This is a genomic window from Kocuria rosea subsp. polaris, assembly GCF_001483755.1.
Lineage (GTDB): Bacteria > Actinomycetota > Actinomycetes > Actinomycetales > Micrococcaceae > Kocuria > Kocuria cellulosilytica.
On record NZ_LQBK01000033.1, the window covers coordinates 138,198 to 162,795 of the forward strand.

General features: G+C 73.6%; 19 protein-coding genes and 1 tRNA gene. 4 read left to right on the forward strand and 16 right to left on the reverse strand.

The genetic code is table 11. The features are described 5' to 3' along the window. Nucleotides 1-21 precede the first annotated feature (21 nt). From AVL61_RS18695 to argS, 9 genes are all read right to left on the reverse strand, one after another. Nucleotides 22-1,074 carry an L-threonylcarbamoyladenylate synthase gene (locus AVL61_RS18695; RefSeq protein WP_331457124.1) on the reverse strand — a complete coding sequence of 351 codons (1,053 nt, stop codon included), beginning with the start codon at nucleotides 1,072-1,074 and terminating at the stop codon, nucleotides 22-24. Further along, complete coding sequence (gene prmC / locus AVL61_RS12875) at nucleotides 1,071-1,964, reverse strand: peptide chain release factor N(5)-glutamine methyltransferase (protein WP_058874713.1); 894 nt, start codon at nucleotides 1,962-1,964, stop codon at nucleotides 1,071-1,073. Before prmC ends, AVL61_RS18695 begins: the two co-directional genes overlap by 4 nt. Nucleotides 1,965-1,976: 12 nt before the next feature. After that, nucleotides 1,977-3,059: a peptide chain release factor 1 gene (gene prfA / locus AVL61_RS12880; RefSeq protein WP_058874714.1), complete on the reverse strand. Its 1,083-nt coding sequence runs from the start codon at nucleotides 3,057-3,059 to the stop codon at nucleotides 1,977-1,979. A 150-nt stretch (nucleotides 3,060-3,209) separates the two neighbouring features. Next, nucleotides 3,210-5,456: a transcription termination factor Rho gene (rho, locus tag AVL61_RS12885; RefSeq protein ID WP_058874715.1), complete on the reverse strand. Its 2,247-nt coding sequence runs from the start codon at nucleotides 5,454-5,456 to the stop codon at nucleotides 3,210-3,212. A gap of 326 nt (nucleotides 5,457-5,782) precedes the next feature. Next, nucleotides 5,783-6,739, reverse strand: a complete 957-nt coding sequence (gene thrB / locus AVL61_RS12890; RefSeq protein ID WP_058874716.1) for a homoserine kinase — start codon at nucleotides 6,737-6,739, stop codon at nucleotides 5,783-5,785. 6 nt (nucleotides 6,740-6,745) lie between these two features. Beyond that, nucleotides 6,746-7,855: a threonine synthase gene (gene thrC, locus AVL61_RS12895; protein WP_058874717.1), complete on the reverse strand. Its 1,110-nt coding sequence runs from the start codon at nucleotides 7,853-7,855 to the stop codon at nucleotides 6,746-6,748. 138 nt (nucleotides 7,856-7,993) lie between these two features. Next, the gene (locus AVL61_RS12900; protein ID WP_058874718.1) at nucleotides 7,994-9,316 is read right to left on the reverse strand and encodes a homoserine dehydrogenase; all 1,323 of its coding nucleotides are present in this window, start codon (nucleotides 9,314-9,316) and stop codon (nucleotides 7,994-7,996) included. Then, nucleotides 9,317-10,765 carry a diaminopimelate decarboxylase gene (gene lysA / locus AVL61_RS12905; protein ID WP_058874719.1) on the reverse strand — a complete coding sequence of 483 codons (1,449 nt, stop codon included), beginning with the start codon at nucleotides 10,763-10,765 and terminating at the stop codon, nucleotides 9,317-9,319. 4 nt (nucleotides 10,766-10,769) lie between these two features. Continuing rightward, complete coding sequence (gene argS / locus AVL61_RS12910; protein ID WP_058874720.1) at nucleotides 10,770-12,440, reverse strand: arginine--tRNA ligase; 1,671 nt, start codon at nucleotides 12,438-12,440, stop codon at nucleotides 10,770-10,772. Between the two features lie 106 nt (nucleotides 12,441-12,546). On the opposite strand from argS, the gene AVL61_RS12915 reads away from it, so the two are divergent. Then, a tRNA-Arg gene (locus AVL61_RS12915) sits at nucleotides 12,547-12,619 on the forward strand. A gap of 178 nt (nucleotides 12,620-12,797) precedes the next feature. Here the strand turns inward: AVL61_RS12915 and AVL61_RS12920 are convergent. From AVL61_RS12920 to AVL61_RS12940, 5 genes are all read right to left on the reverse strand, one after another. Beyond that, nucleotides 12,798-14,159: an APC family permease gene (locus AVL61_RS12920; RefSeq protein ID WP_058874721.1), complete on the reverse strand. Its 1,362-nt coding sequence runs from the start codon at nucleotides 14,157-14,159 to the stop codon at nucleotides 12,798-12,800. A 42-nt stretch (nucleotides 14,160-14,201) separates the two neighbouring features. After that, the gene (locus AVL61_RS12925; protein WP_058874722.1) at nucleotides 14,202-14,576 is read right to left on the reverse strand and encodes a hypothetical protein; all 375 of its coding nucleotides are present in this window, start codon (nucleotides 14,574-14,576) and stop codon (nucleotides 14,202-14,204) included. 130 nt (nucleotides 14,577-14,706) lie between these two features. Beyond that, nucleotides 14,707-15,534, reverse strand: coding sequence for an ABC transporter ATP-binding protein (locus AVL61_RS12930; RefSeq protein ID WP_058874723.1), 828 nt, complete (start codon nucleotides 15,532-15,534; stop codon nucleotides 14,707-14,709). 3 nt (nucleotides 15,535-15,537) lie between these two features. Further along, nucleotides 15,538-16,476, reverse strand: a complete 939-nt coding sequence (locus AVL61_RS12935; protein WP_058874724.1) for an ABC transporter permease — start codon at nucleotides 16,474-16,476, stop codon at nucleotides 15,538-15,540. 150 nt (nucleotides 16,477-16,626) lie between these two features. Continuing rightward, nucleotides 16,627-17,634, reverse strand: coding sequence for an ABC transporter substrate-binding protein (locus AVL61_RS12940; protein ID WP_058874725.1), 1,008 nt, complete (start codon nucleotides 17,632-17,634; stop codon nucleotides 16,627-16,629). A gap of 174 nt (nucleotides 17,635-17,808) precedes the next feature. Here AVL61_RS12940 and hrpA point away from each other — a divergent pair, with 174 nt between their 5' ends. Then, a complete protein-coding gene (gene hrpA, locus AVL61_RS12945) occupies nucleotides 17,809-21,840 on the forward strand; it encodes an ATP-dependent RNA helicase HrpA (protein ID WP_058874726.1) in 4,032 nt (1,343 codons plus the stop codon). A 45-nt stretch (nucleotides 21,841-21,885) separates the two neighbouring features. On the opposite strand, the gene AVL61_RS12950 is transcribed toward hrpA, so the two are convergent. Both AVL61_RS12950 and AVL61_RS12955 read right to left on the reverse strand, forming a co-directional pair. Then, on the reverse strand, nucleotides 21,886-22,314 hold the full coding sequence (locus tag AVL61_RS12950) for an HIT family protein (protein ID WP_058874727.1): 429 nt from the start codon (nucleotides 22,312-22,314) through the stop codon (nucleotides 21,886-21,888). A gap of 64 nt (nucleotides 22,315-22,378) precedes the next feature. Then, a complete protein-coding gene (locus AVL61_RS12955; RefSeq protein ID WP_058874728.1) occupies nucleotides 22,379-23,041 on the reverse strand; it encodes an MBL fold metallo-hydrolase in 663 nt (220 codons plus the stop codon). A 112-nt stretch (nucleotides 23,042-23,153) separates the two neighbouring features. Between AVL61_RS12955 and AVL61_RS12960 the strand changes: the two genes are divergently transcribed. Beyond that, a complete protein-coding gene (locus tag AVL61_RS12960; protein ID WP_058874729.1) occupies nucleotides 23,154-23,585 on the forward strand; it encodes a Fur family transcriptional regulator in 432 nt (143 codons plus the stop codon). Next, complete coding sequence (locus AVL61_RS12965; RefSeq protein ID WP_058874730.1) at nucleotides 23,578-24,534, forward strand: diacylglycerol kinase family protein; 957 nt, start codon at nucleotides 23,578-23,580, stop codon at nucleotides 24,532-24,534. The genes AVL61_RS12960 and AVL61_RS12965 overlap by 8 nt, the downstream gene beginning before the upstream one ends. Nucleotides 24,535-24,598: the final 64 nt, after the last annotated feature.

Here is a 24,598-nt window from a genome sequence, read left to right on the forward strand (position 1 = left end):
GGGCCGTCCCCGGGGACGGCCTCAGGCCCCGCCGCGACCGCGCGCCACGAGCCGGGCGGCCTCGTCGACCGGCAGGGGCCGCGGCTCCCCCGGGGTCCCTGGGCGCGCGACGCGCCTGCGGTCCTGGTCCACGGCCGGGCGGGCGCCCGCCGCGGAGCGCGCCACGAGCGCGGCGGCCAGGCCCTGGGCGGCGGCGGCCCGCGCCGGGCCGGGTGCCGGGGGCTGCTGGTCCGCCCGTGCGGCGGCGTCCGTGTCCTGCGGCGCCGCCGGCCCCGCGGCGGGCGGGCCGGCCTCCGGGTCGGGCTCGCTCACCGCGTGCGACCCCCGGGCCGCGGCGGGGTCCGCGGAAGCAGCGTCCGCGGGAGCGGTGTCGGCTGTGGAGGGGCCGTCCAGCTCCTCGTCGCCGTCCGCCGGCACCACCGAGGGCACGACGGAGCGCAGCCGGGCGAGGCTCACGGTGCCGTGCCGCACCAGCAGCGGAGTCTCCCCCGTGCAGTCCACGATCGTGGAGGACACCGGGTCCGCGCCCGCGGGGCCCCCGACGGGCCGCGGGCCGCCGTCCAGGTAGAGCTCCACCGAGTCCCCGAGCATGTCCGCCGCGGCCTGCGCCGTCGACGCGGCGGGGTGGCCGGTGCGGTTGGCCGAGGAGACGGCCAGCGGGCCGCTCTCGATGAGCAGCGCCTGGGCGAGCTCGTCGTCGGGGACCCGCAGGGCCACGGTGCCGTGGGTCTCCCCCAGGTCCCAGCCCAGCGACGGGTGGGAGTGGAAGATGAGGGTCAGACCGCCGGGCCAGAAGGCGCGGGCGAGCGCGCGGGCGTCCTCGGAGACCTCGTCCGCCAGACCGTCGAGCACCCCGGCGTGGGCGATGAGCACGGGCGGGGGCATCGCCCGGGACCGGCCCTTGGCCGCGAGCAGGGTCGCGACCCCGCGGGCGGAGAACGCGTTGGCCCCGATCCCGTAGACGGTGTCGGTGGGCAGGACCACGCACGCGTCGGCCGCGAGGGCGCGCGCGGCGTGCTTGAGCCCGGCGGTGCGCTGGGCGATGCTGGTGCAGTCGTAGACGGTGGAGTTCACGGCGTCCATTCTCCCATCCCGGTGGTGCGGGCGCCGCGGGGCGTCCGCCCGGCCGTGGCCCGGTCCCGGCCCGTCAGGTCCTGGTGGCCCACGACGTCCTCGAGCCCGGCGGCGCGGAACGCGTATGCCACGGCCCCGGCCTGCACCTCGGCGTGCTCCATCACGAAGAACCCGCCGGGGCGCAGCAGCCGCACGGCCGAGGCGAGGGCCGCCCGCGGGAGCTCGAGCCCGTCCTCGCCGCCCCCGTACAGGGCGAGGTCCGGGTCGTGCTCCCGGGCCTCGGGCTCGCGCGGGACCGCGTCCGCGGGGATGTACGGCGGGTTCGAGACGACCACGTCGCAGCGGCCCTCGAGCTCCGGGAACGCGGTGCGCAGATCGCCGCGGACCAGCTCCGCGCGGGTCCCGCGCAGGTTCTCCGCCGCCCACGCGTGGGCGGCCCCGGAGAGCTCCACGGCGTGCACGCGCGCCTGCGGCACCTCGTGCGCCACCGAGGCCGCGATGGCCCCGGAGCCGGTGCCCAGGTCCACCACGTGCGGCCGGTGCACGCCCGCGGCGAGCTGGTCGCGCAGCTCGTCGACCACGGCCTGCACCACGGTCTCCGTCTCGGGCCGCGGCACGAACACCCCGGGCCCCACGGCCAGGGTCAGGTAGCGGAAGTGCGCCACGCCCGTGAGGTGCTGCAGCGGGATCCGGCGGGCGCGCTCGGCCACCAGCTCCGCGTAGCCCTCGGGCTCGTCCCCGCCGATGACGGCCCGCGCCTCGACCTCCCCCCGGGACAGGCCCGTGAGGTGCCCCGCGAGCAGCAGCGCGTCGGTGCGCGCGGAGTCGATCCCCGCCTCGGCGAGCACCTGCTCCGCCCAGCGCACCGCCTGGCCCAGCGACCTCGTCATCCCGGGCCCCGCTCAGCCGTCCTGCTGGCCGATGGCCTCGAGCCGGGCCTGCTCGTCCATCTCGATCGCCGAGCGCACCACCGGTTCGAGGTCCCCCGCCATGACGTGGTCGAGGTTGTACGCCTTGTACCCGGTGCGGTGGTCGTTGATCCGGTTCTCCGGGAAGTTGTAGGTGCGGATCCGCTCGGAGCGGTCCATGGTGCGGACCTGGGAGCGGCGCTGCGCGGCGTTGTCCGCGTCGATCTGCTCCTGCTGGTGGGCGAGGATCCGGGCGCGCAGCACCCGCATCGCGGCCTCGCGGTTCTGCAGCTGCGACTTCTCGTTCTGCATGGCCACCACGATGCCCGTGGGCAGGTGCGTGATGCGCACCGCGGAGTCGGTGGTGTTCACGGACTGGCCGCCGGGCCCCGAGGAGCGGTAGACGTCGATCTTCAGGTCGTTCTGGCTGATCTCGACCTCCTCGGGCTCGTCGACCTCCGGGAAGACCAGCACCGCCGCGGCGGAGGTGTGGATCCGGCCCTGCGACTCCGTGACGGGCACGCGCTGCACGCGGTGCACCCCGCCCTCGTACTTCAGCCGCGCCCACACGCCCTCGGCCGGGTCCGTGGCGCTCGACTTGATGGCGACCTGCACGTCCTTGTAGCCGCCCAGGTCGGAGTCGGTGGTCGAGATGAACTCGGTCTTCCAGCCGCGGGCCTCCGCGTACTTGAGGTACATCCGCAGCAGGTCCCCGGCGAAGAGCGCGGACTCGTCGCCGCCCTCGCCCGCCTTGACCTCCAGGATCACGTTGCGCCCGTCGTCGGGGTCCCGCGGGACGAGCAGCCGGCGCAGCTTCTCGCGGGCCGCCGCCAGTTGCTCCTCGAGCGCCGGGATCTCCTCGGCGAACTCGGGCTCCTCGGCGGCGAGCTCCCGGGCCGCGCCCAGGTCCTCCTCGAGGCGCCCGACCCGGCGGTGGGCCTCGACGATGCCGTTGAGCTCGGCGTAGCGGCGCCCCAGGCGGCGGGCCTTGCCCTGCTCCGCGTGCACCGCGGGGTCGGCGAGCTGCCGCTGCAGCTCGGCGTGCTCGTCGAGCAGGGACTGGATCGGGTCCGGCATGGGACGCTCCTTCATCGGGCGTGCAACGGGCGGCTTCGTCGGGCCGCGGTGACGGCGGCGGTCGGGTCGCGCGCGGGCGGGGCCCGGGCACGACGACGCCGCCGCGGCCCGGTCCGGGATCCGGACCGGGCCGCGGCGGCTGCGGGCGTGCTAGCGGTCGCTCTCGACGCGGGCCGACAGCGTGGTCTTCTGCACCTGGAGCAGGAACTCGGTGTTGGACTGGGTGTCCCGCAGCTTGTTCGTGAGCAGCTCGAGGGCCTGCTGCTGGTCGAGCCCGGAGAGGACCCGGCGCAGCTTCCACATGATCTTGATCTCGTCCGGGGACAGGAGGTTCTCCTCGCGGCGGGTGCCCGAGGAGTTGACGTCCACGGCCGGGTAGATCCGCTTGTCCGCGAGCGAGCGGGACAGGCGCAGCTCCATGTTGCCGGTGCCCTTGAACTCCTCGAAGATGACCTCGTCCATCTTGGAGCCCGTCTCCACGAGGGCGGTCGCGAGGATGGTGAGCGAGCCGCCGTTCTCGATGTTGCGGGCCGCGCCGAAGAACTTCTTCGGCGGGTACAGCGCCGCGGAGTCCACGCCGCCCGAGAGGATGCGCCCGGACGCGGGGGCCGAGAGGTTGTAGGCACGGCCCAGGCGGGTCATGGAGTCCAGGAGGACCACCACGTCCATGCCCATCTCCACGAGCCGCTTGGCCCGCTCGATCGCGAGCTCGGCGACCGTGGTGTGGTCGTCCGCCGGGCGGTCGAAGGTCGAGGCGATGACCTCGCCCTTGACCGTGCGCTGCATGTCCGTGACCTCCTCGGGGCGCTCGTCGACGAGCACCATCATGAGGTGGACCTCGGGGTTGTTCGTGGTGATCGCGTTGGCGATCGCCTGCAGCATCAGCGTCTTGCCGGCCTTCGGCGGGGAGACGATCAGCCCGCGCTGGCCCTTGCCGATGGGCGCGACGAGGTCGACGACGCGGGGCCCGATCTTCTTGGGCTCCGTCTCGAGGCGCAGCCGCTCCTGCGGGTACAGCGGGATCAGCTTCCCGAAGTCCACGCGGTCCTTGTTCTCCTCGGTCTTCTTGCCGTTGACCGTGGTCAGCTGGACCAGCGCGTTGAACTTCTGCCGCGTGTTGTTCTGCTGCTCGCCCTCGCGGGGGGCGCGGATGGCGCCCACCACGGCGTCGCCCTTGCGCAGGTTGTGCTTCTTGACCTGGGCGAGGCTGACGTAGACGTCGTTCGGGCCCGGCAGGTAGCCGGAGGTGCGCACGAACGCGTAGTTGTCGAGGACGTCCAGGATGCCCGCGACGGGCAGCAGGACGTCGTCCTCGGTGAACTCCGTGTCGTCGACCTCGGGACCGGCGTTGCGCCCGCGGCGGTTGCGGCGCTCGTTGCGCTCGGCCCGGTCGTTGCGGTCGCTGCGGTCCCGGTCGCGGTCGTTGCGGTTGCGGTTGCGGCGGCTGCGGCGGCTGCCGCCGTCACCGTCCTGGCCCCGGTTGTCCTGGCGGTTGTCCTGGCGGTTGTCCTGGCGGTTGTCCTGGCGGTTGTCCTGGCCGCGGTTGTCCTGACCCTTGCCGTCCTGGGACTTCCCGCCCTCGGAGCGGTTGTCCCGCTTGCCGCGGCCGTCGCCCTTGTCCTGGCCGCCCTTGTCCTGGCCGCCCTTGTCCTGACCGCGGTTGTCCTGACCGCGGTTGTCCTGACCGCGGTTCTGGTTGCGGCCACGGTCCTGCTTGGGCTGGTCGTCGTCACGGACCTCGGCGGAGCGCGGCTCCTCGGACCTCTGTCCGGCGTCCTGGCCGCCGCCGTTCTGGCCGCCGGCGTTCTGGCCGCTGTCGTCGCGGTTGCGGTTGCGACGGCTGCGGTTGCGGCCGCGGCCACCCTCGCCCTCGGAGCCGGACGCGTCCTGGGCGGAGCGCTCGGCCTGCTGCGGCTCGGTGGTTCCCGGCTCGGTCGCCTGCTGCCCGGTCGCCTGCTGCCCGGTGCTCTGCTGCTCGGTGCCCTGCTGCCCGGTGCCCTGCTGCTCGACGGCCGGCACCACGCCGGTGCTCGTGGCCCGGCGGGAGCGCGTGCGCCGCTGCGGCTCGGCGCTCTCGGTGCCCTGGGCGGCGTCCGCGCCGGTCCGCTCGGCGGCCGGGGCGGCACCCTGGTCGGCGCTGCCGTCGGCGGTCTTCTCGACCGTCTGCGCGATCTTCTCCTCGACGGCCTTGTCCCGGTCGGCCACGGCCCCGCCGCGCTGGTGGGCGGCGATCGCGTCGACCAGCAGGCTCTTGCGCATCCGGCGGGCGCCGGTGATCCCGAGCTGGGAGGCGAGCGCCTGGAGCTGCGCCAGCTTGAGCGCGGACAGGCCCGCGTTCCGGGGATCGGTGGTGGTGGTCTCTTCCGTACCCGTGGAAAGGTCGGTGGTCTCGGTCACGAAGTGTCCTTCTCCCTCGGTGGGGGGCCCATGGATCTCAGAGTCCAGGACCGTGGATGGTTCCCGGCGGGCCGCGACGGCGGGCCGCCTGCGGCGGGGCGCACTTCAGGGCGCGGCAGCCTGGGCGAACAAGGTGTTGCCCGCAGGATCGTGGTGCGCTCCGGCCCGTGTCGGTGCGGACCGGTGCGCCGACGGCATCGAAGAAGCCGGTGCCGGCGGGGGATCACCGGAGGATCTGAGGTGGTGGAGCCGAGGACCGCCGGGCACCGGACCGGGGCGCTGCCCCTCATGATGCCCGCTGTCCTCACCGCGCCGGGCGCGGTCTCCTACCCCTGGATCTGCTGCGGGTGCCTCTCCAGCTTAGCACCCTGGCCGTCGACCCGCAGACGGAGGACACGCCAGGAGACGGAACCGGTGTCGGCATTGTGCCCCACCAGCTCCTCGAGGGCCCGTTCCGTCTGCTGCGCCTCGTTCCGGTCCGCGGCCAGGACCAGGACCGTCGGTCCGGCCCCGGAGATCATGGCCGGGAGCCCGCGCTCCCGCAGCGCGGTCATCAGCCGGGCGCTCGGCGGCATGGCCGAGGCCCGGTACGGCTGGTGCAGCCGGTCCTCCGTGGCGGGCAGCAGCAGCTCGGGGCGACGCGTCAGGGCCTCGACGAGCAGGGCCGTCCGCCCGGCGTTGACCGCGGCGTCGTGGTGCGGGACGGTCGCGGGCAGCAGGGACCGGGCCAGCCGGGTGGGCACCTCGAAGTCGGGGATCGCGACCACCGGGACCACGTCCTCGTGGACGGTCACGGGGGCGCTGCGGTAGCCGTCCGCGTCGGTCCAGGAGATCACGAGGCCCCCGTAGAGGGACGGGGCCACGTTGTCGGGGTGGCCCTCCATGGCGGCCGCGACCTGGAGCAGGCGGTTGCCGTCGAGGACGCGGTCCGCCGGCAGCAGCGCGTTCGCCGCGAGCACGCCCGCCACCACGGCGGAGGCGCTCGAGCCCATGCCGCGGCCGTGCGGGATCCGGTTGGTCGCCTCGAGCCGCAGGCCCGGCAGCTCCTCGACGCCCGCGGCCCGGAAGGCGGCCCGCATGGCGCGGACCACCAGGTGCTCCGCGGACCGGGGCACGGACGAGGAGCCCTCGCCGTGGAGCTCGAACTCCAGCCCGCCCCCGGTCACGGTCACGGCGAGGTCGTCGTAGTGGCCCAGCGCCAGCCCCAGGCTGTCGTAGCCGGGGCCCACGTTGCCGGTGGAGCCGGGCACGCTCACCGTGACCCGCTGGCCGATCTCGAACATCCGGGACTACTCCAGGCCCAGGGCGGCCGCGACGGCCACGACGTCGAAGGGCACGCGCTGGGGCTCGACCAGCGCGGGGTCCTCCTTCTCGGCGGCCTTGATCGCCCACTGCGGGTCCTTGAGCCCGTGGCCGGTCACGGTGATGACGATCGTCCTCCCCGTGGGGGCCTCCCCCGCGGCGTGCTTCTGGAGCAGGCCGGCGACGCCCGCGGCGGACCCGGGTTCGACGAACACGCCCTCCCGGGCCGAGAGCCACCGGTGGGCGGCCAGGATCTCGTCGTCGGAGACCGAGCCGATGAGCCCGCCGGACTCGTCGCGGGCCGCGATCGCGGAGTCCCAGGACGCGGGGTTGCCGATCCGGATGGCGGTCGCGATCGTCTCGGGCTCCGTCACGGGGTGGCCGAGGACCAGCGGTGCGGCCCCCTCGGCCTGGAAGCCCCACATCACGGGCAGCTTCGTCGAGACCGCGGGCAGCTCGCCCGCCGTCGGCGAGTCGTACGGCTGGGCGTACTCCTGGTAGCCCTTCCAGTACGCGGTGATGTTGCCGGCGTTGCCGACCGGCAGGATGTGCAGGTCCGGCGCGTCGCCGAGGGTGTCGACGACCTCGAACGCCCCGGTCTTCTGGCCCTCGATCCGGTACGGGTTCACCGAGTTCACGAGGAACACGGGGTAGGACTCGGAGAGCTTGCGGGCCACCTCGAGGCAGTTGTCGAAGTTGCCGTCCACCTGGATGATGTCCGCGCCGTGCGCCACGGCCTGGGAGAGCTTGCCCATGGCGATCCGGCCCTCGGGCACGAGCACCGCGCACGTGAGCCCGGCCTGCTTGGCGTACGCCGCGGCGGAGGCGGAGGTGTTGCCCGTCGAGGCGCACACGACGGCCTCGGCGCCCTCCTCCTTGGCCTTCGTGATGGCCATGGTCATGCCCCGGTCCTTGAACGAGCCGGTGGGGTTCATGCCCTCGAACTTCAGCCAGACGGTGTTGCCGGTGAGCTCCGACAGGGCGCGCGCCCGGATCAGCGGCGTGCCTCCCTCCCCCATCGTGATGACCTCGGTGGACCCGGAGACCGGCAGCCGGTCCCGGTACTCGTTGATGACGCCCTGCCAGACGTGTGCCATGTGCTGGATCTCTTCCTGTGGACTCGGTGGTGCGCGGGGGGCTCGTGCGGTGCGGGGCGGCGGCCGTGCCGTTCGCGGGAGCGGCGCCGTCTCCGGAGGCGGTGCCGCCCGGTCGCGGGCGGCACCGCCGGGGTGGTCTCAGTCGGCGTGCTCCACGCGGATCACGCCGGCGATCTCCTCGACGAAGGGCAGCTCGCGCAGGGCGTCCACGGTCGCCACGAGGTCCTTGTTGGCGCCCCGGTGGGTCACCAGCCGGATCTCCGACAGCTGCGGGTCGCCGTGCGGGTGGTCCTTCTGCTGCATCGTGAAGATCGACACGCCGTGGTCCGCGAAGACCTGGGCGATCCGCGCCAGGACGCCGAGCCGGTCCTGGACCGTCAGGGTGATCGAGAAGCTCGTGCGGACGTCGTCCATCGGCGCGGCGGGCAGCTGCGCGTGGGGGTCCGCGCCCTGCGCGGGGCCGCCGAGCACGAGCCGGCGCGCGGCCGAGACGAAGTCGCCCAGCACGGCCGAGGCGGTGGCGGCACCGCCGGCGCCCGCACCGTAGAACATGAGGGACCCGGCGTTCGCGGCCTCGACGAACACGGCGTTGTAGGCCCCGTGCACGCCGGCCAGCGGGTGCTCCCGCGGGATCATGGTGGGGGTGACCCGCAGGTTCACGCCGTCCGCGCAGCGCTCGCAGACCGCCAGGAGCTTGATGACGTAGCCGGCCTCGCGGGCGGCGGCGACGTCGGCGGCGGTGACCCCGGTGATGCCGCGGCAGTACACGTCGTCGATGGTGAAGGTCGAGTGGAAGGCGAGGGACGCGAGGATGGCGGCCTTCGCCGCGGCGTCGTGGCCCTCCACGTCGGCCGTGGGGTCCGCCTCCGCGTAGCCGAGGCGCTGCGCCTCGGCGAGGGCGTCGTCGAACGCCGCACCCGTGGTGTCCATCTGGTCGAGGATGTAGTTCGTGGTGCCGTTCATGATGCCCAGCACACGGTCCACCCGGTCCCCCGCGAGGGAGTCCTGCATGGGCCGCACGATCGGGATCGCACCGGCCACGGCGGCCTCGTAGGACAGGGGCACGCCGGCGGCGTCGGCCGCGTCCTGGAGCTGGCGGCCGTGCCGGGCGATGAGCGCCTTGTTCCCCGAGATCACCGGCTTGCCCGCGTGCAGGGCCCGCAGGATGCGGCTGCGGGCGGGTTCGATGCCCCCGGTGAGTTCGATGACCACGTCCGCGGCGTCGATGAGGGTCTCGGCGTCGGTCGTGAGCAGGTCCTCGGGCAGCTCGACGGTCCGCCGGGCGGTGCGGTCCCGCACGGCGATGCCGACGAGCTCGACGGACGCGCCCACGCGGGCGGCGAACTCGGGTCCGTGGTCGAGCAGGGTCCGCGCCACCTCGGCGCCGACGTTGCCGGCACCGAGCAGGGCGACCTTCACGGTCGAGGGCGGGCGGGTGGTCTCAGGGGTCGAAGCGGTCAATCAGGCTCCCAGGTCGCGGGCGAACAGGTCTTCTTCGGTCTCGCCCCGCACGATGAGCCGTGCCTCCGGCACGTCCCCGGCGGCGCGCACGGCGACGACCGGCGGGCGGGCGATCCAGTTGTAGTTGCTGGACAGGGCCCAGCAGTAGGCACCGGTGGCCGGCACCGCCAGGACGTCCCCGGGGGCGAGGTCCGCCGGCAGGTAGACGTCCCGGACCACGATGTCGCCGGACTCGCAGTGCTTGCCCACCACCCGGGAGAGCACCGGGTCCCCCTCGGCGCGGCGGTTCGCGAGCACGGCGGTGTAGTCGGCCCCGTAGAGCACGGGCCGGGCGTTGTCGCTCATCCCGCCGTCCACGGAGACGTACCGGCGCGGTGCACCGGACTCCGCCGTGACGGTCTTGAGGGTGCCCACGGTGTAGAGGGTGCACGCGGCGGGCCCGGAGATCGCGCGGCCGGGCTCGATGGACAGGTGCGGGACGGCCATGCGCAGGGACCGGGCCGTGGTGGCCACCCGGTCCGCGAGGGCCTCGGCGATCTCGCGGGCCGGGCGCGGGGTGTCGGCCTCGGTGTAGGCGATGCCGTAGCCGCCGCCGAGGTCGAGCTCCGGCAGGGTCAGGCCGAAGCGCTCGTCGGCGTCGGCCATGAAGGCGAGCACCCGCTCGGCGGCCATCCCGAAGCCGTCGGCGTCGAAGATCTGGGAGCCGATGTGGCAGTGGATGCCGCGCAGGTCCAGCTCCGGCTCCAGGACGCACGCCGCGACGGCCTGCATCGCGGGGCTGTCCCCGCCGCCCGCGGGCGCGGCCAGGGACAGGCCGAACTTCTGGTCCTCGTGGGCGGTGGCGATGAACTCGTGCGTGGAGGCGTGCACGCCGGGGGTGACGCGGATCAGCACGGGGGCGACGACGCCGAGGGTGCGCGCCAGGTGGGCGACGAGCTCGATCTCGGCGAGGGAGTCCACGACGATCCGGCCGAGGCCGTGGTCCAGGGCGCGGGTGATCTCGGCGGCGGACTTGTTGTTGCCGTGCAGGGCGATCCGGGCGGGCTCCATGCCGCCGCGCAGGGCGACGGCCAGCTCCCCGCCCGAGGCGGTGTCCACGTTGAGGCCCTCCTCGCGCAGCCAGCGCACCACCTCGGTGGTCAGGAAGGACTTGCCGGCGTAGTAGACGGAGACCTCGGCGCCGATCCGCGCGAACGCCTCGGTGAAGGCGGAGCGGAACTCGCGGGCGCGGGCCCGGAAGGTGTCCTCGGAGTAGACGTACGAGGGGGTGCCGTAGCGCTCGGCGAGCTCGGTCACGGGGATCCCCGAGACGGCCAGGACGCCGTCCGCCCCGCGGCGGAACGCCTCGGGCCAGATCACGGGGTCGAGCGCGTCGAGGTCCTCGGGCACGGTGAGCCAGGCCGGGGCCAGGGCGGAGCCCCCGGTGCGGGTGGTCCGGTCGACGGTCATGCGATCACATCCTCTCCGGTGCGGACACGCCGAGCACGCCCAGGCCGTTGGCCAGGACCTGGCGTGCGGCGTCGTTGAGCCACAGGCGGGTGCGGTGCAGGTCGGTGATCTCGTCCTCGCCCTGCGGCGCCACGCGGCAGGCGTCGTACCAGCGGTGGTAGGTCCCGGCCAGCACCTCGAGGTGGCGGGCCACGCGGTGCGGCTCGCGGAACTCGGCGGCCTGGGCGAGCACCGACGGGTACTGGCCCAGGGCGGCCAGCAGCTCCCCCTCCAGCGGGTGGTCGAGCAGCGCCGCGTCGAACACGGCCTCGCCCCGCCCGTCCGTGCGGGCGACGCCCGCCGCCGCGGCGTTGCGCCCCACGGCGCAGGTGCGGGCGTGGGCGTACTGGACGTAGAAGACCGGGTTCTCGTTGGACCGGCGGGTCAGCAGGCCCAGGTCGATGTCGATGTTCGAGTCCACGGAGAAGCGGGTCAGGGAGTACCGGGCGGCGTCCACGCCGACGGCCTCGACCAGGTCCTCCATGGTCACCACGTTCCCGGCGCGCTTGGACATCCGCACAGGGACACCGTCCTTGACGAGGTTCACCATCTGGCCGATGAGCACCTCGACCCTGTCCGGGGAGTCCCCCAGGGCCGCGGCGGCGGCCTTGAGCCGGGCCACGTAGCCGTGGTGGTCGGCGCCGAGCATGTAGATGCACAGGTCCGCCCCGCGGTCCCGCTTGTCCTTGAAGTAGGCGATGTCCCCGGCGATGTAGGCGGCCTGGCCGTCGGACTTCACGACCACGCGGTCCTTGTCGTCCCCGTAGGCGCTCGAGCGCAGCCACCACGCGCCGTCGGCGAAGTAGAGGGCGCCGGAGGTCTTGAGCTGCTCGAGGAGCGTCTCCACGGCGCCGTTGTCGAACAGGGACTGCTCGTGGAAGTACACGTCGAAGTCCACGCCGAAGTCGTGCAGCGAGGACTTGATCTCGGCGAACATCAGCTCGACGCCCGCGGCGCGGAACGCCTCCTGCGGGTCCCCGGAGTCGAGGACGCCCGGGTTCTCGGCGACGATCCGTCCGGCGATGTCGGTGATGTACTCCCCGCCGTAGCCGTCCTCGGGGGCGGGCTCGCCCTGGGCGCGGGCCAGCAGGGAACGGGCGAAGCGGTCGATCTGCGCGCCGGCGTCGTTGAAGTAGTACTCGCGGACCACGTCCGCGCCCTGCGCCTCGAGCACTCGGGCCAGGGAGTCGCCGACGGCGGCCCAGCGGGTGCCGCCCAGGTGGACGGGGCCGGTGGGGTTCGCGGAGACGAACTCGAGGTTGACCGCCGTCCCGGCCATCGACCGTGCCCGGCCGAAGGCCTCGCCCTGCTCCACGACGGTCCGGGCGATCTCCCCGGCGGCGGCGGCGTCCAGGGTGATGTTGAGGAAGCCCGGGCCGGCCACGTCGACGGCGGCCACGCCCGCGGTGTCCTGCAGCCGGTCCCTGACCACGGCGGCGACGTCCCGGGGCGCCTGCCCCACCTTCTTCGCGAGCTGCATGGCCACGTTGGTCGCCCAGTCCCCGTGCTCCCGGTTCTTCGGTCGCTCGATCCGCACCTCCGGCAGCCGGGCGCCGTCGGCGAGGGCGAGCTCGCCCTGGGCCACGGCGTCCTGAAGGCATGCGGATACGGCGAGAGAAAGTTGTTCTGGAGTCACCGGACCAGTGTAACCGGGCGCCGTGGAGCGCCCGTGCCGGGGTGGTCGACGAGCACCCCCGGAAACCTGCTAGTATCGTCGAGGTTCATCGCTGAGGCGGTGAAAGGCCCGCGTAGCTCAGGGGATAGAGCGTCTGCCTCCGGAGCAGAAGGCCGTAGGTTCGAATCCTACCGCGGGCACCCATGGGACGAAGGCCCCGGACCGAGCGGTCCGGGGCCTTCGTCGTGCCCGGGGTCCGGGCGGCCCGCCCCACGGGCCCCGGCGGAGGCGGCCGAGATCCCGCGACCCGAGACCGGGACCGGGACGCCGTGGACCGCATGCTCTGCGACGGTCCCGGCGGCACCGGGCACGGGGCGTTCAGCGGCGCCCCGCGGGACGCTCGGCCACTGGTTCCTCCACCGTCCGGTACCGGACGGGACGTCCGCCGCGGACCCGGGCGACGACGTGGAGCAGCACGCCGACGGCGAGGACGATCCCGCCGCGGGCCCACACCCCGGCCTCCAGCTGCGTCAGCAGGACCAGGCACGACAGGACGGCGAGCACCGGCAGGGGCGTCCAGGCGTGGAAGTGCCGGTGCTCCACCGGCTCCCGGCGCAGCACGAGAACGGCGACGTTCGTGCTGATGAAGACGACGAGCAGCAGCAGCACCACCGTCTCCGCCAGGACGGCCACCCCGCCGGTGAGCGTCAGGGCCAGCGCGGCAAGGGTCGTCGCGACGATGGCGACCCACGGGGTGCCGCGCCGCGGGAGCACCCGGCCCAGCACGGCGGGGAAGAGCCCCTGCACCGCCATGCCGTAGGTGAGGCGGCTGGCCATGATCATGGTCAGCAGTGCGCCGTTGGCGACCGCGACGAGGGCGAGCAGGCTGAACAGCCAGCCCGGCACCGGGACCCCGGTGGCCGTCACGACGTCCAGCAGCGGGGCGCTCGAGGCCGCCAGCCGGTCGGCCGGTAGGGCCACCGAGGCCGCCGTGCCGACGAGCACGTACATCGCCCCGGCCGCCAGCAGGGAACCGAACAGGGCCCGGGGGTAGACCCGGGTCACGTCACGGACCTCCTCGGCGATGTTGGCCGAGGTCTCGAAGCCCACGAAGGAGTAGTACGCGAGCAGGGCGGCGCCCAGCACGCCCAGCAGCGGGTCGACCTCCTCGCCGAACCGCACGGCGCGCCCGACGTCGCCGCCCCCGCCGCCGAGCATGACCGCGACGGCCACGACGACCAGCACCAGTCCGGAGACCTCGAGCGCCGTCATGACGACGTTGGCGCGCAGCGACTCCTTGATCCCGCGCGCGTTGAGCAGGGCGATGGCGATCAGGAACACGATGGCCCCGGCAGCGGGGGGCACGTCCACGAACACTGCGAGGTAGTCCCCGCTGAACGCCAGGGCCAGGGCGGACGCGCTCACCACACCGGCGGTGAGCATGCAGAAGCCGACGAGGTAGGACACGACCGGGACGCGGAAGGCGCGGTGGGCGAAGACCGCCGCGCCGCCCGCCCGGGGGTACTTGGTGACGAGCTCGGCGTAGGACGCGGCCGTGAGCAGGGCGAGCAGCAGGGCCACGAGCATCGGGGCCCAGGTGACGCCGCCCACCTCGCCGGCGATGATGCCCACGAGGGCGTAGACCCCGGCGCCGAGGACGTCGCCGAGGATGAACAGGAACAGGAGCGGCCCGGTGACGTGCTTCTTGAGCCCCGGACCATCAGTAGGCTGATTGTGCATGCGTCGAGTCTAGGCCGATCGGCCGTCCTCGGCGACGGCGCGTCATTCGGGGGCGCCGGGGTCTCCCGGTCCCGGGCGGCGGAAGCGCTCCGGGTCGAAGGGGAGCACCGGACCGTCCCCGTACTGCTCGTCGAGCATCCGGTCCTCCGCGCTGGGCCCCTCCCCCGCCGAGCGGCGCCAGTTGAACCCGGCGATCGCCAGGGCGCCGCCGCCGAGCAGGGTCACGGCGCCCACGACGGTGACCACCACCCCGCGCCCGCTCAGGCTCTCGGCCTCTCCCGCGGAGACGCGCGCGATCAGGTGGATGGCCTCCGGCACGGTGAAGGTCGAGAGGAACAGGGCCAGCACGCCCACGGCCAGCAGCCACCCCCCGGTGCGCCGGCGGCGGGGGTGGCGCGGATCGGGGGTCTGGCTCACGGTGGTGCTCTCCTGGTGCTGGACGGGGCCGGGCGGACGGCCCGGACGTGCGGGACGGGGCGGGCCGCAGCCGGCCCGCCCCGTCGCCGTCCGTGCCGGTCCGGGACCGTCGTCGGGCTGCGGCGGCCGGTCAGGAACCGTCCTCGGTCTTGACGCTCTCGAACAGCGTAGCGTCGTCGAACGCCTCCTGCCCCGATCCCGGCTGCAGCCGGCGGAACTGCTCGAGCAGTCCGGGCACGGTCATAGTCTGCTTCTGCTCGGCGTCGAGCTCGAAGAGGATCCGGCCCTCGTGCATCATGATGAGCCGGTTGCCCAGGCGCAGGGCCTGGTCCATGTTGTGCGTGACCATCACCGTGGTGAGGTTCTGCTCGGCCACGATGTCCGCGGTGAGCCGGGACACGAGGTCCGCGCGCTGCGGGTCGAGGGCCGCCGTGTGCTCGTCCAGGAGCAGGATGCGGGGCTCCGAGAACGTCGCCATGAGCAGGGACAGGGCCTGCCGCTGGCCGCCGGAGAGCAGGCCCACCTTGGCGCCCAACCGGTTCTCCAGGCCCAGCTCGAGGCTGGCCAGCTTCTCGCGGAAGAGCCGGCGGCGTGCGTTCGTCAGCCCCGGGGCGAGGCCGCGGGACTTCCCCCGCTGGAGCGCGATCGCCATGTTCTGCTCGACCGTCATGGTGGGCGAGGAGCCCTTCATGGGGTCCTGGAACACGCGGGACAGGTACCGTGCGCGCTTGTGCTCGGGCAGCCGGGTGACGTCGGTGTCGTCGACCCGCACGGTGCCCGTGTCCGGGATCAGCGTCCCGGAGATGGCGTTGAGGATCGTGGACTTGCCGGCGCCGTTGGAGCCGATCACGGTGAGGAAGTCGCCCTCCTCCAGGGTCAGCGAGACGCCGGCCAGGGCGCGCCGCTCGTTGACGGTCCCGGCGAAGAACGTCTTGTGGACGTTGTCGATGGTGAGCACGGCTCAGGCACCTGCCTTCGTGGTCGCGGGGGTGTCGGTGAGGTCGTCGACGAGGCGGGCCGCCTCGCTCGCCTGGTGCCGTTCCCTGCGGCGCCGGAAGAACTGCAGCTGCGGCACCACGAGCGCGGCCACCACGAGGACCGCGGAGATCAGCTTCATGTCGGACGGGTTGAGGCCCGCCTGCAGGGCCACGGTGATGACCAGCCGGTAGACGACCGAGCCGAGGACGACGGCCAGGGTCGCGACCACGACCGTGCGGGAGCCGAAGAGCCCCTGGCCGAGGATCACCGAGGCGAGCCCGACCACGATCAGGCCGATGCCCATGCCGATGTCGGCGAAGCCCTGGTACTGGGCCACGAGGGACCCGGCGAGGCCCACGAGCCCGTTGGACAGGCACAGGCCCAGCATCTTCTGGTGGTCCGTGTTCACGCCGAAGGAGCGGATCATCTCCGGGTTGTCGCCGGTGGCCTGCATCGCGAGCCCGGCGTCCGTGTAGAGGAACCAGTCGAGGAGGACCTTGACCACGGCGACGCCGAGCAGGAACAGGGCGATGCCGATCCACGTGCCCTGCACGCCCAGCTCGGCGAGCGGGGTGAAGATCGTGTCCTCGCGCAGCAGGGACAGGTTCGCCCGCCCGTCCATGACGCGCAGGTTGATGGAGTAGAGCGCGGTCATGGTGAGAATGCCCGCGAGCAGCCCGTTGATGTGGGCCTTGGTGTGGAGCAGGCCCGTGATGAGCCCGGCGAGCGCGCCGGTCACGAAGCCGGCGGCGGTGGCGAGCCAGGGGCTGCCGCCGCCCAGGATGATCATCGCCGTGGTGGCGGCGCCCGTGGTGAAGGACTGGTCGACCGTCAGGTCGGGGAAGTCGAGCACCCGGAACGTGAGGTAGACGCCCAGCGCCATGACCGCGTAGAGCAGTCCGAGTTCGATACCGGCTATCACTTCTGCTGGATCCGTTCTGGTTGGAGGTGGGACGGGGTCCGTCCGCCGATCGGGCGGGCGCGCCCCCCGTCGGGGTGGGGCGTGCAGGGGGCCGGGCGGGCCGGCGCCCGGGGTCACCGGGCGCCGGCGCCGTCCCGGCCCGCCCGGAGACTACTCGATGACCTGGTCGGCGGAGTCGCGCAGCTCCTGGGGGACCTCGACGCCCATCCGCTCGGCGGCCCTGAGGTTGATGATCAGCTCGGTCTCCTCCTGGGACTCGACGGGCATGGACGCGGGGTCCGCGCCCTCGGCGAGGATGCGCACGGCCATCTCCCCGGTCTGCCGGCCGAGCTGCTCGTAGTCGATGCCCTGGGTGATGAGGGCGCCGCGCTCCACGGAGTCGCCCTCGCCCGCGATCAGGGGGATCTGCTTGGACTCGGCGGCGGCGATCACGGCCTCGAGGCCGGAGACCACCTTGTTGTCGGTGGGCACGTAGATCGCGTCCGTGTCGAAGGACTCGGCGGCCTGGGCCACCTCGGAGGTGTTGGTGACGGCCTTCTCGACGACCTCCAGCCCCTCGTCGGCGGCGGCCTCCTTGGCCATGTCCACCTGGACCTGGGAGTTGGTCTCGCCCGAGCTGTAGATGATCCCGACGGACTTCGCGTCCGGGTCGAGCTGCTTGATCAGCGCGATCTGCTCGGCGACCGGGTTCATGTCGGTGGTGCCCGTGACGTTGCCGCCGGGGTTCTCGAGCGAGTCGACCAGACCGGCCTCGACCGGGTCGGTGACGGCCGTGAAGAGCACCGGGCGGTCGGTGACCGCCTGGGCCACGCCCTGGGCGGAGGGCGTCGCGATGGCCAGGACGAGGTCCGCGTCCGAGGACGCCATGTTGGAGGCGATGCTGGTGGAGGTGCCCTGGTCGCCGGAGGCGTTCTGGAGGTCGAGGGTGAGGTTGTCCCCCTCCGTGTAGCCGCCCTCCTCGAGCGCGGCGACGAAGCCCTCCCGCGCGGCGTCGAGCGAGGGGTGCTCCACGAACTGGCTGATCCCGACGGTGGCCTCCTCGACGGCCTCGCCGGTGCCTCCTCCGCCGCCGGCGGTCCCGGTCTCGGAGCCGCCGCAGGCCGTGAGCAGCAGGGCGGTGGAGGCGAGGGCCGCCGTCATCGGGAACAGTCGCTTCATGGTGGATCCTTTCGAGAACGAGTGGTGTCAGCGATATTACCTGCCGTTAGTTCACAAAATGAGAGGCAGCTCACAAGTGGTGACAGAACGGCGCCGACGGCGTGTCGGAGATGCCCGTTCGTCCACCGGGGCCGGGCCCTCCGCGGGCCGTGTCCCCGGTAGGATCGGGGGGTCATGTCAGCATCCCTGAGCAGCCCCCCCGCCGTCGTCTACCCCGAGCACCTCCCGGTCTCCGCGCGCCGGGAGGACATCATGGACGCGATCTCCGCGCACCAGGTGGTGGTGATCGCGGGCGAGACCGGTTCCGGCAAGACGACCCAGATCCCCAAGATGTGCCTCGAGCTCGGCCTCGGCGAGCGCGGCCTGATCGGGCACACCCAGCCGCGGCGGATCGCCGCGCGCTCGGTCGCCGAGCGCATCGCCTCGGAGCTGGGCGAGAAGATCGGCGGCACGGTCGGCTACCAGGTGCGCTTCACCTCCGAGGTGGGCGCCGACTCGCGGATCAAGCTGATGACCGACGGCATCCTGCTCGCCGAGATCCAGCACGACCGGCTGCTGCAGAAGTACTCGGCGATCATCATCGACGAGGCCCACGAGCGCTCTCTGAACATCGACTTCCTGCTGGGCTACCTCCGGCGGATCCTGCCCCGCCGGCCGGACCTCAAGGTGATCATCACCTCGGCCACGATCGACCCGGAGCGCTTCGCCCGGCACTTCGCGCCGGAGCCGGCCGAGGGCGCCGAGCCGGCGCCGGCGCCGGTCATCGAGGTCTCGGGCCGCACCTACCCGGTGGAGGTCCGCTGGCGCCCGCTCGCCCAGTCCCGGTCGGGGGACGGCGGCCAGGACGCCGAGGACGCCGGCGACGGGCTGGAGGACGAGGACCGGGACCCGATCGACGCCGTGTGCGACGCCGTCGTGGAGCTCTCCGCCGAGCCGCCCGGGGACATCCTCGTCTTCTTCGCCGGGGAGCGGGAGATCCGCGACGCCCAGGAGGCGCTGCAGGCCACCCTGAAGCGGGTCCGGGCCCTGGCCGACACCGAGATCCTGCCCCTGTTCGGCCGGCTGTCCATGGCGGAGCAGCACCGGGTGTTCGCGCCGTCGGGCCGTCGCCGGATCGTCCTGGCCACCAACGTGGCCGAGACGTCCCTGACCGTCCCGGGCATCAAGTACGTGATCGATCCCGGCACGGCCCGCATCTCGCGCTACTCGGCACGGACCAAGGTGCAGCGGCTCCCGATCGAGCGCATCTCCCAGGCCTCGGCGAACCAGCGCGCGGGCCGCTGCGGGCGCGTCTCCGACGGCATCTGCATCCGGCTCTACTCGGAGGAGGACTACCTCTCCCGCCCGGAGTTCACCGACCCCGAGATCCTGCGCACCTCGCTGGCCGCCGTGATCCTGCAGATGACCTCGGTGGGGGTCGTCAAGGAGCCCGGTGACATCGAGCGCTTCCCGTTCGTGGAGCCGCCCGAGTCCCGGGCCGTCAAGGACGGCGTGGCCCTGCTCCGGGAGCTCGGCGCCCTCGAGGAGCCCCGGGGGGCGTCCCCGCGCGGACGCCGGGACGACGACGGCCGCGGCCCGCTGACCCCGGTGGGCCGGCAGCTGGCGCAGCTGCCCGTGGACCCGCGGCTGGGCCGGATGATCGTGGAGGCCGACCGGCGGGGCTGCGCGCGGGAGGTCATGGTGCTGGCCGCGGCGATGACCGTGCAGGACCCCCGGGAGCGGCCCCTCGAGAAGCGCCAGCAGGCCGACGAGCTGCACAAGCGGTTCTTCGACGAGAACTCCGACTTCACGTCCTGGCTGCTGCTGTGGCGCTACGTCCAGGAGCAGCAGGAGGAGCTGTCCTCCACCCGCTTCCGGAAGCTGTGCCAGCGGGAGTACCTGAACTTCCTGCGGATCCGCGAGTGGCAGGACCTCTACGCCCAGCTGCGCCAGATGGGCCAGCAGGTCGGCATCCGGGTCGGCAAGGGCCGCGAAGTGGACCCCTCCGGGAAGGAGCGGGAGATCCACGTCTCGCTGCTGGCCGGGCTGCTGAGCCACATCGGGCTCAAGGACGAGCGCAAGCGCGAGTACCAGGGGGCGCGCGGCTCACGCTTCGCCGTGTTCCCGGGCTCGAACCTGTTCAAGAGGTCCCCGGACTGGATCATGTCCGCGGAGCTCGTGGAGACCTCCCGGCTGTGGGCCCGCGTCAACGCCGCGATCGACCCGCTGTGGGCCGAGGAGCTGGCCCCGCACCTGGTCAAGCGCAGCGTCTCGGAGCCGCACTGGTCCCGGGCGCAGGGCTCCGTGATGGCCTACGAGAAGGTCACCCTCTACGGCGTGCCCGTCGTGGCGCAGCGCCGGATCAACTTCTGGCGGGTGGACCCCGCCCTCGCGCGGGAGCTGTTCGTCCGCCACGCCCTCGTGGAGGGCGACTGGCAGACCCGGCACCGGTTCTTCGCGCGCAACCGCAAGCGCCTGGCCGAGGTCGAGGAGCTCGAGAACCGGCTGCGCCGCAAGGACCTGCGGGTCGACGACGAGGCCCTGTTCGAGTTCTACGACGCCCGGATCCCGGCGTCCGTGGTCTCCGCGCGGCACTTCGACGCGTGGTGGAAGAAGGCCCGGCAGCAGGACGAGCACCTCCTGGACCTGGACCCCGAGGACCTGATCGACGAGGAGGCCGGCGGCTACGACGAGTCCCGGTACCCGCGCCAGTGGGTCCGGCGCACCCGCGACGGGGAGCTGGTGCTCGACCTCGCCTACGAGTTCGCCCCGGGCGCCGACCAGGCCGACGGCGTGACCGTGCGGGTGCCCGTCCTGTTCCTCCACCAGATCGACCCCGAGCAGTTCCGGTGGCAGATCCCCGGCCTGCGCACCGAGCTCGTCACCGCGCTCATCAAGTCCCTGCCGAAGGCCGTGCGGCGCAACTTCGTGCCGGCCCCCGACGTCGCCCGCCAGGCGGTGGCGATGCTCGAGGCCGACTTCGACCCGGCCGTCGACGCCCTCGAGCCGTCCCTGGAGCTGGTCCTGCGCCGGCTGCGGGGCCACGTGGTGCCGCCGGGGTCGTGGAACCGGGACGCGGTCCCGGCCCACCTGCGGATGCGCTTCGAGGTGCGGGACCGCCGCAACCGGGTGCTGGGCGAGGGCGAGGACCTCGAGGCGCTCCGGGCGCAGCTGCACGACGAGATCCGCGCCGCCCTGGCCGAGTCCCTCGGCGCCGTGCCCGGCACCCCCTCCGGGCCCCCGGCCGGCGGACCCGCCCGGAAGGACCCGCGCACCCCGGCGCCCCGGCCGCCGGCGGCCCCCGCGGCGCCGGCGCTCGAGCGCTCGGGCCTGACGGGGTGGCCGGAGGAGGACCTGCCCCGCAGCGTCGAGACCACGGTGGCCGGCCAGCGGATCACCGGGTGGCCCGCGCTGGTCCCCGAGCGCCCCCGGGGCTCGGCGGAGCGGGCGGCGGGCCGGGAGACCACGGTGGCCGTGCGCATCCTGCCCTCGGCCGCCGAGCAGCGGGCCGCGCAGCGCCGCGGGGTGATCACCCTGCTGCAGCTGCGCATCCCCTCCCCCGAGCGGTACGTGCTGGAGCACCTCAACAACCGGGAGAAGCTAGTCTTCACCCAGAACCCGCACGGGTCGGTCGCCGAGCTCATCGCGGACTGCACGGTCGCCGCGATCGACAAGCTCACCCCGCCCGAGCCCCCGTTCACCCGTGCCGCGTTCGACGCCCTGCACGAGCACGTCCGGGCGGAGCTCATCGACACCGTCTTCCAGGTCACCGCGCTCGTGGAGCAGGTGCTCTCCGGGGCGGCCCGGATCCGCAAGCAGCTGAAGCGGTCCTCCTCGCTCGCCGCGGTGAACTCGCTCAACGACGTCAAGGCCCAGCTGGAGCACCTCGTGCACCCGGGCTTCGTCGCGGCCACCGGCTACGACCAGCTCCAGCACCTGCCGCGCTACGTGCGGGCGATGGAGGTGCGGCTCGAGAAGCTCGCCGGGCACCTCCAGCGGGACACGGTGGGGATGCTGGCCGTGCAGAAGCTCGAGGACGACTACGACGCCGCGCTGGACTCGCTGCCGCCGCACGCCCCGGTCCCGGCCGAGCTGCGCCGGGTGGCCTGGATGATCGAGGAGCTGCGGGTCTCGCTGTTCGCCCAGGAGCTGGGGACCGCCCACACCGTCTCGGAGAAGCGGATCCGCAAGGCCCTCAAGGACGCCCTCGAGGCCGCCCGGGCCTGACCCGCCGGCGGTCCGTGCGCGCCTGCCCCGGTCGGCGTCCTGCGGTCACGCCTGCGGGACGGAGGACCCGTGCCCGGCCTCGACCAGGGCGGCCCGGAGCCGCTCGGCGGCCTCGTCCATCCACGCGGGGTCCGGGTCGCGGAGCACGTTGGCGAACTGGAACTGCTCCACCGAGTTCGCCGGCCACACGTGCACGTGGGTGTGCGGGACCTCGAAGCCCTGGATCATCTGACCCACCCGCGCCGGCCGCCACACGGCGTCGATGGCCTGCCCGATCCGCTGGGAGACCACCATCAGGTGCGCCGCGAGGTCCTCGGGCAGGTCGATCCAGTGGTCGTGCTCCTCGCGCGGGACCACGAGGGTGTGGCCCTGCGAGAGGGGGTCGATCGACAGGAAGCCGACGCAGCGCTCGTCCTGCCAGACGAAGCGGCCGGGGATCTCCCCCTCGATGATCTTCGTGAAGACGGTGCTCACAGGTGGTTCCTCTCGGTGGTCGGATCGGGTCGGTCCGCGGACTCCGGGGGCGGCGGCCCCGCGGCTACAGGCGCACGCGCTCGCCGGTGGCCAGGTGGCGGTACTCGGCCCCGTACTTCGCGGCGAACGTGCGCAGCTGCCCCTCGATCACGCCGAAGCCGTTGTCGGAGAGCAGTCCGTCGTGGATCTGGTGCACCCGCTCGGGGCGCACGGCCACCACGAAGTCGACGACCTCCGCGAGCTTGTTCCAGGGCGCGTGGATCGGGGCCAGCAGCACGGGGGCGGAGAGCCCGTGCGGGACCACGAGCGAGTCGCCGGGGTGGTAGACGGTGTCGTCGACCAGGTAGCCGATGTTGTCCACGGTGCGGATCAGCGGGTGGATCAGCGCGTGCTGGCCGCCGAACGTCCGCACGGTGAAGCCGGCGACCTCCAGCACGGTCTCGGGCTCGGCGTCGTGGATCGCGTGGCCCTCCCCCAGGGCCTCCCGCAGTCCCGCGGCCACCGGAGCCGGGGCGTGCACCTCGACCTCCGGGTGCGCCCGCAGGTGCGCGTGCACGGGCTCCGGGTCGAGGTGGTCGGGGTGCACGTGCGTGATCAGCAGGACGTCCGCCCCGTCGAGGGCCTCCGTCAGCTCGTCCGGCCCGGAGAACGTGCCCGGGTCGATGACCAGGACCCGGCCCTCCTTCTCGAGCCGCACGCACGAGTGGGTGTACTTGATCAGCTCCATGGGCCCACCCTATCCCCGGCCCCGTCCCGGCCCCCAGGACGGCGGAGGACGTGTCGGGCGGTCCTTGTTAAGCTGGTGGCCTGCCCGGGCACCGGCGACGAGAGGACGAGGCGTGAGCGTGAGAACCAGCGGGGGCGGCGCCGGGGAGGTCCGCAACACCCGGCAGCGCCGTGCCGTCGCCCAGGCCCTCGCGTCCCGGGAGGACTTCATCTCCACGCAGGACCTGCACGCCCTGCTGCGGGAGCGCGGCGACTCCGTCTCCCTGGCCACCACCTACCGGATCCTGCAGTCGATGTCCGAGCTCGGGGAGCTGGACGTGCTGCGCAGCGACGACGGCGAGGCCATCTACCGGCGCTGCGCGGCCGAGCACCACCACCACCATCTGGTGTGCCGCCGCTGCGGCGCCGCCGTGGAGCTCGAGGCGCCGGCCGTCGAGGAGTGGGCCGGGCGCACCGCCGCCGCCCACGGCTTCACGGAGGTGGACCACACGGTGGAGATCACCGGCCTGTGCGCCGCCTGCGGAGCGCGACGGGCCGATGGCTGAGCCGGGCCCGTCCCGCGGCGTCTTCGTCCTCGCGGTCAACCCGCGCGCCGGCCGCGGCCGCGCCCTGGCGGAGGCGCACCGGGCCGCCGAGCTGCTGCGCACCGGCGGCGACGAGACCGTGGTGCTCTCCGCGGGGGACCTCGACGCCCTGCTGGCATTGGTCCGCGAGCACCTGCGGGTGCGGGCCCTCTCGACCCGGGCGCTCGTGGTCGTGGGCGGGGACGGGATGGTCCAGGCCGGTCTCGGGGTGCTCGTGGAGCTCGCCGCGCAGGGCGTCGAGATCCCGCTGGGCGTGGTGCCGTGCGGGACCGGCAACGACCTGGCCCGCCACTTCGGCGTCCCGCTGCGGGACCCGGTGGCCGCCGCGGGCCGGATCCTGCGCCGGCTCGACGATCCCGGGCCGCGCCGCCTCGACGTCGGCCGGGTGCGCTTCCCGGACGGGCGCACGGCCGTCTTCGCCACCGCCCTGTGCGCCGGCTTCGACGCCGTGGTCAACGAGCGCGCCAACCGGTGGCTGCGCCTGAGCGGCTCCACCAAGTACCTGCTGGCCGTCCTGGTGGAGATCGTGCGGCTGCGCACCGTCCGCTACCGGCTCGAGATCGAGGACGCCGGCGGCGAGCGCCGCACGGAGCGCCGGGAGGGGGTCCTGCTGAACGTCGCCAACACCTCGTCGATCGGCGGCGGGCTGACGATCGTGCCCGCGGCCCGGGCGGACGACGGTCTGCTGGAGCTGTTCACCGTGGCGCCCCTGGGCCGGGCCCGCTTCCTCTTCCTGTTCCCGCGACTGTTCTCGGGCCGGCACGTGACGCTGCCGAGCGTGCGGATCGAGCGGGTCCGCTCCGTGTCCGTGGACGCCGCGGACGTCACCGTCTACGCCGACGGGGAGCGCCTGGGACCCCTCCCGGTGCGCGTGGACGTCCTCCCCGCCGCCGTCCGCGTCCTGGCCTGAGCCCGCCCCGCACCGGCCCCGCGGGCGCACGGCCGGCAGTCCGCGCACCGGGCCGGTGCCGGTC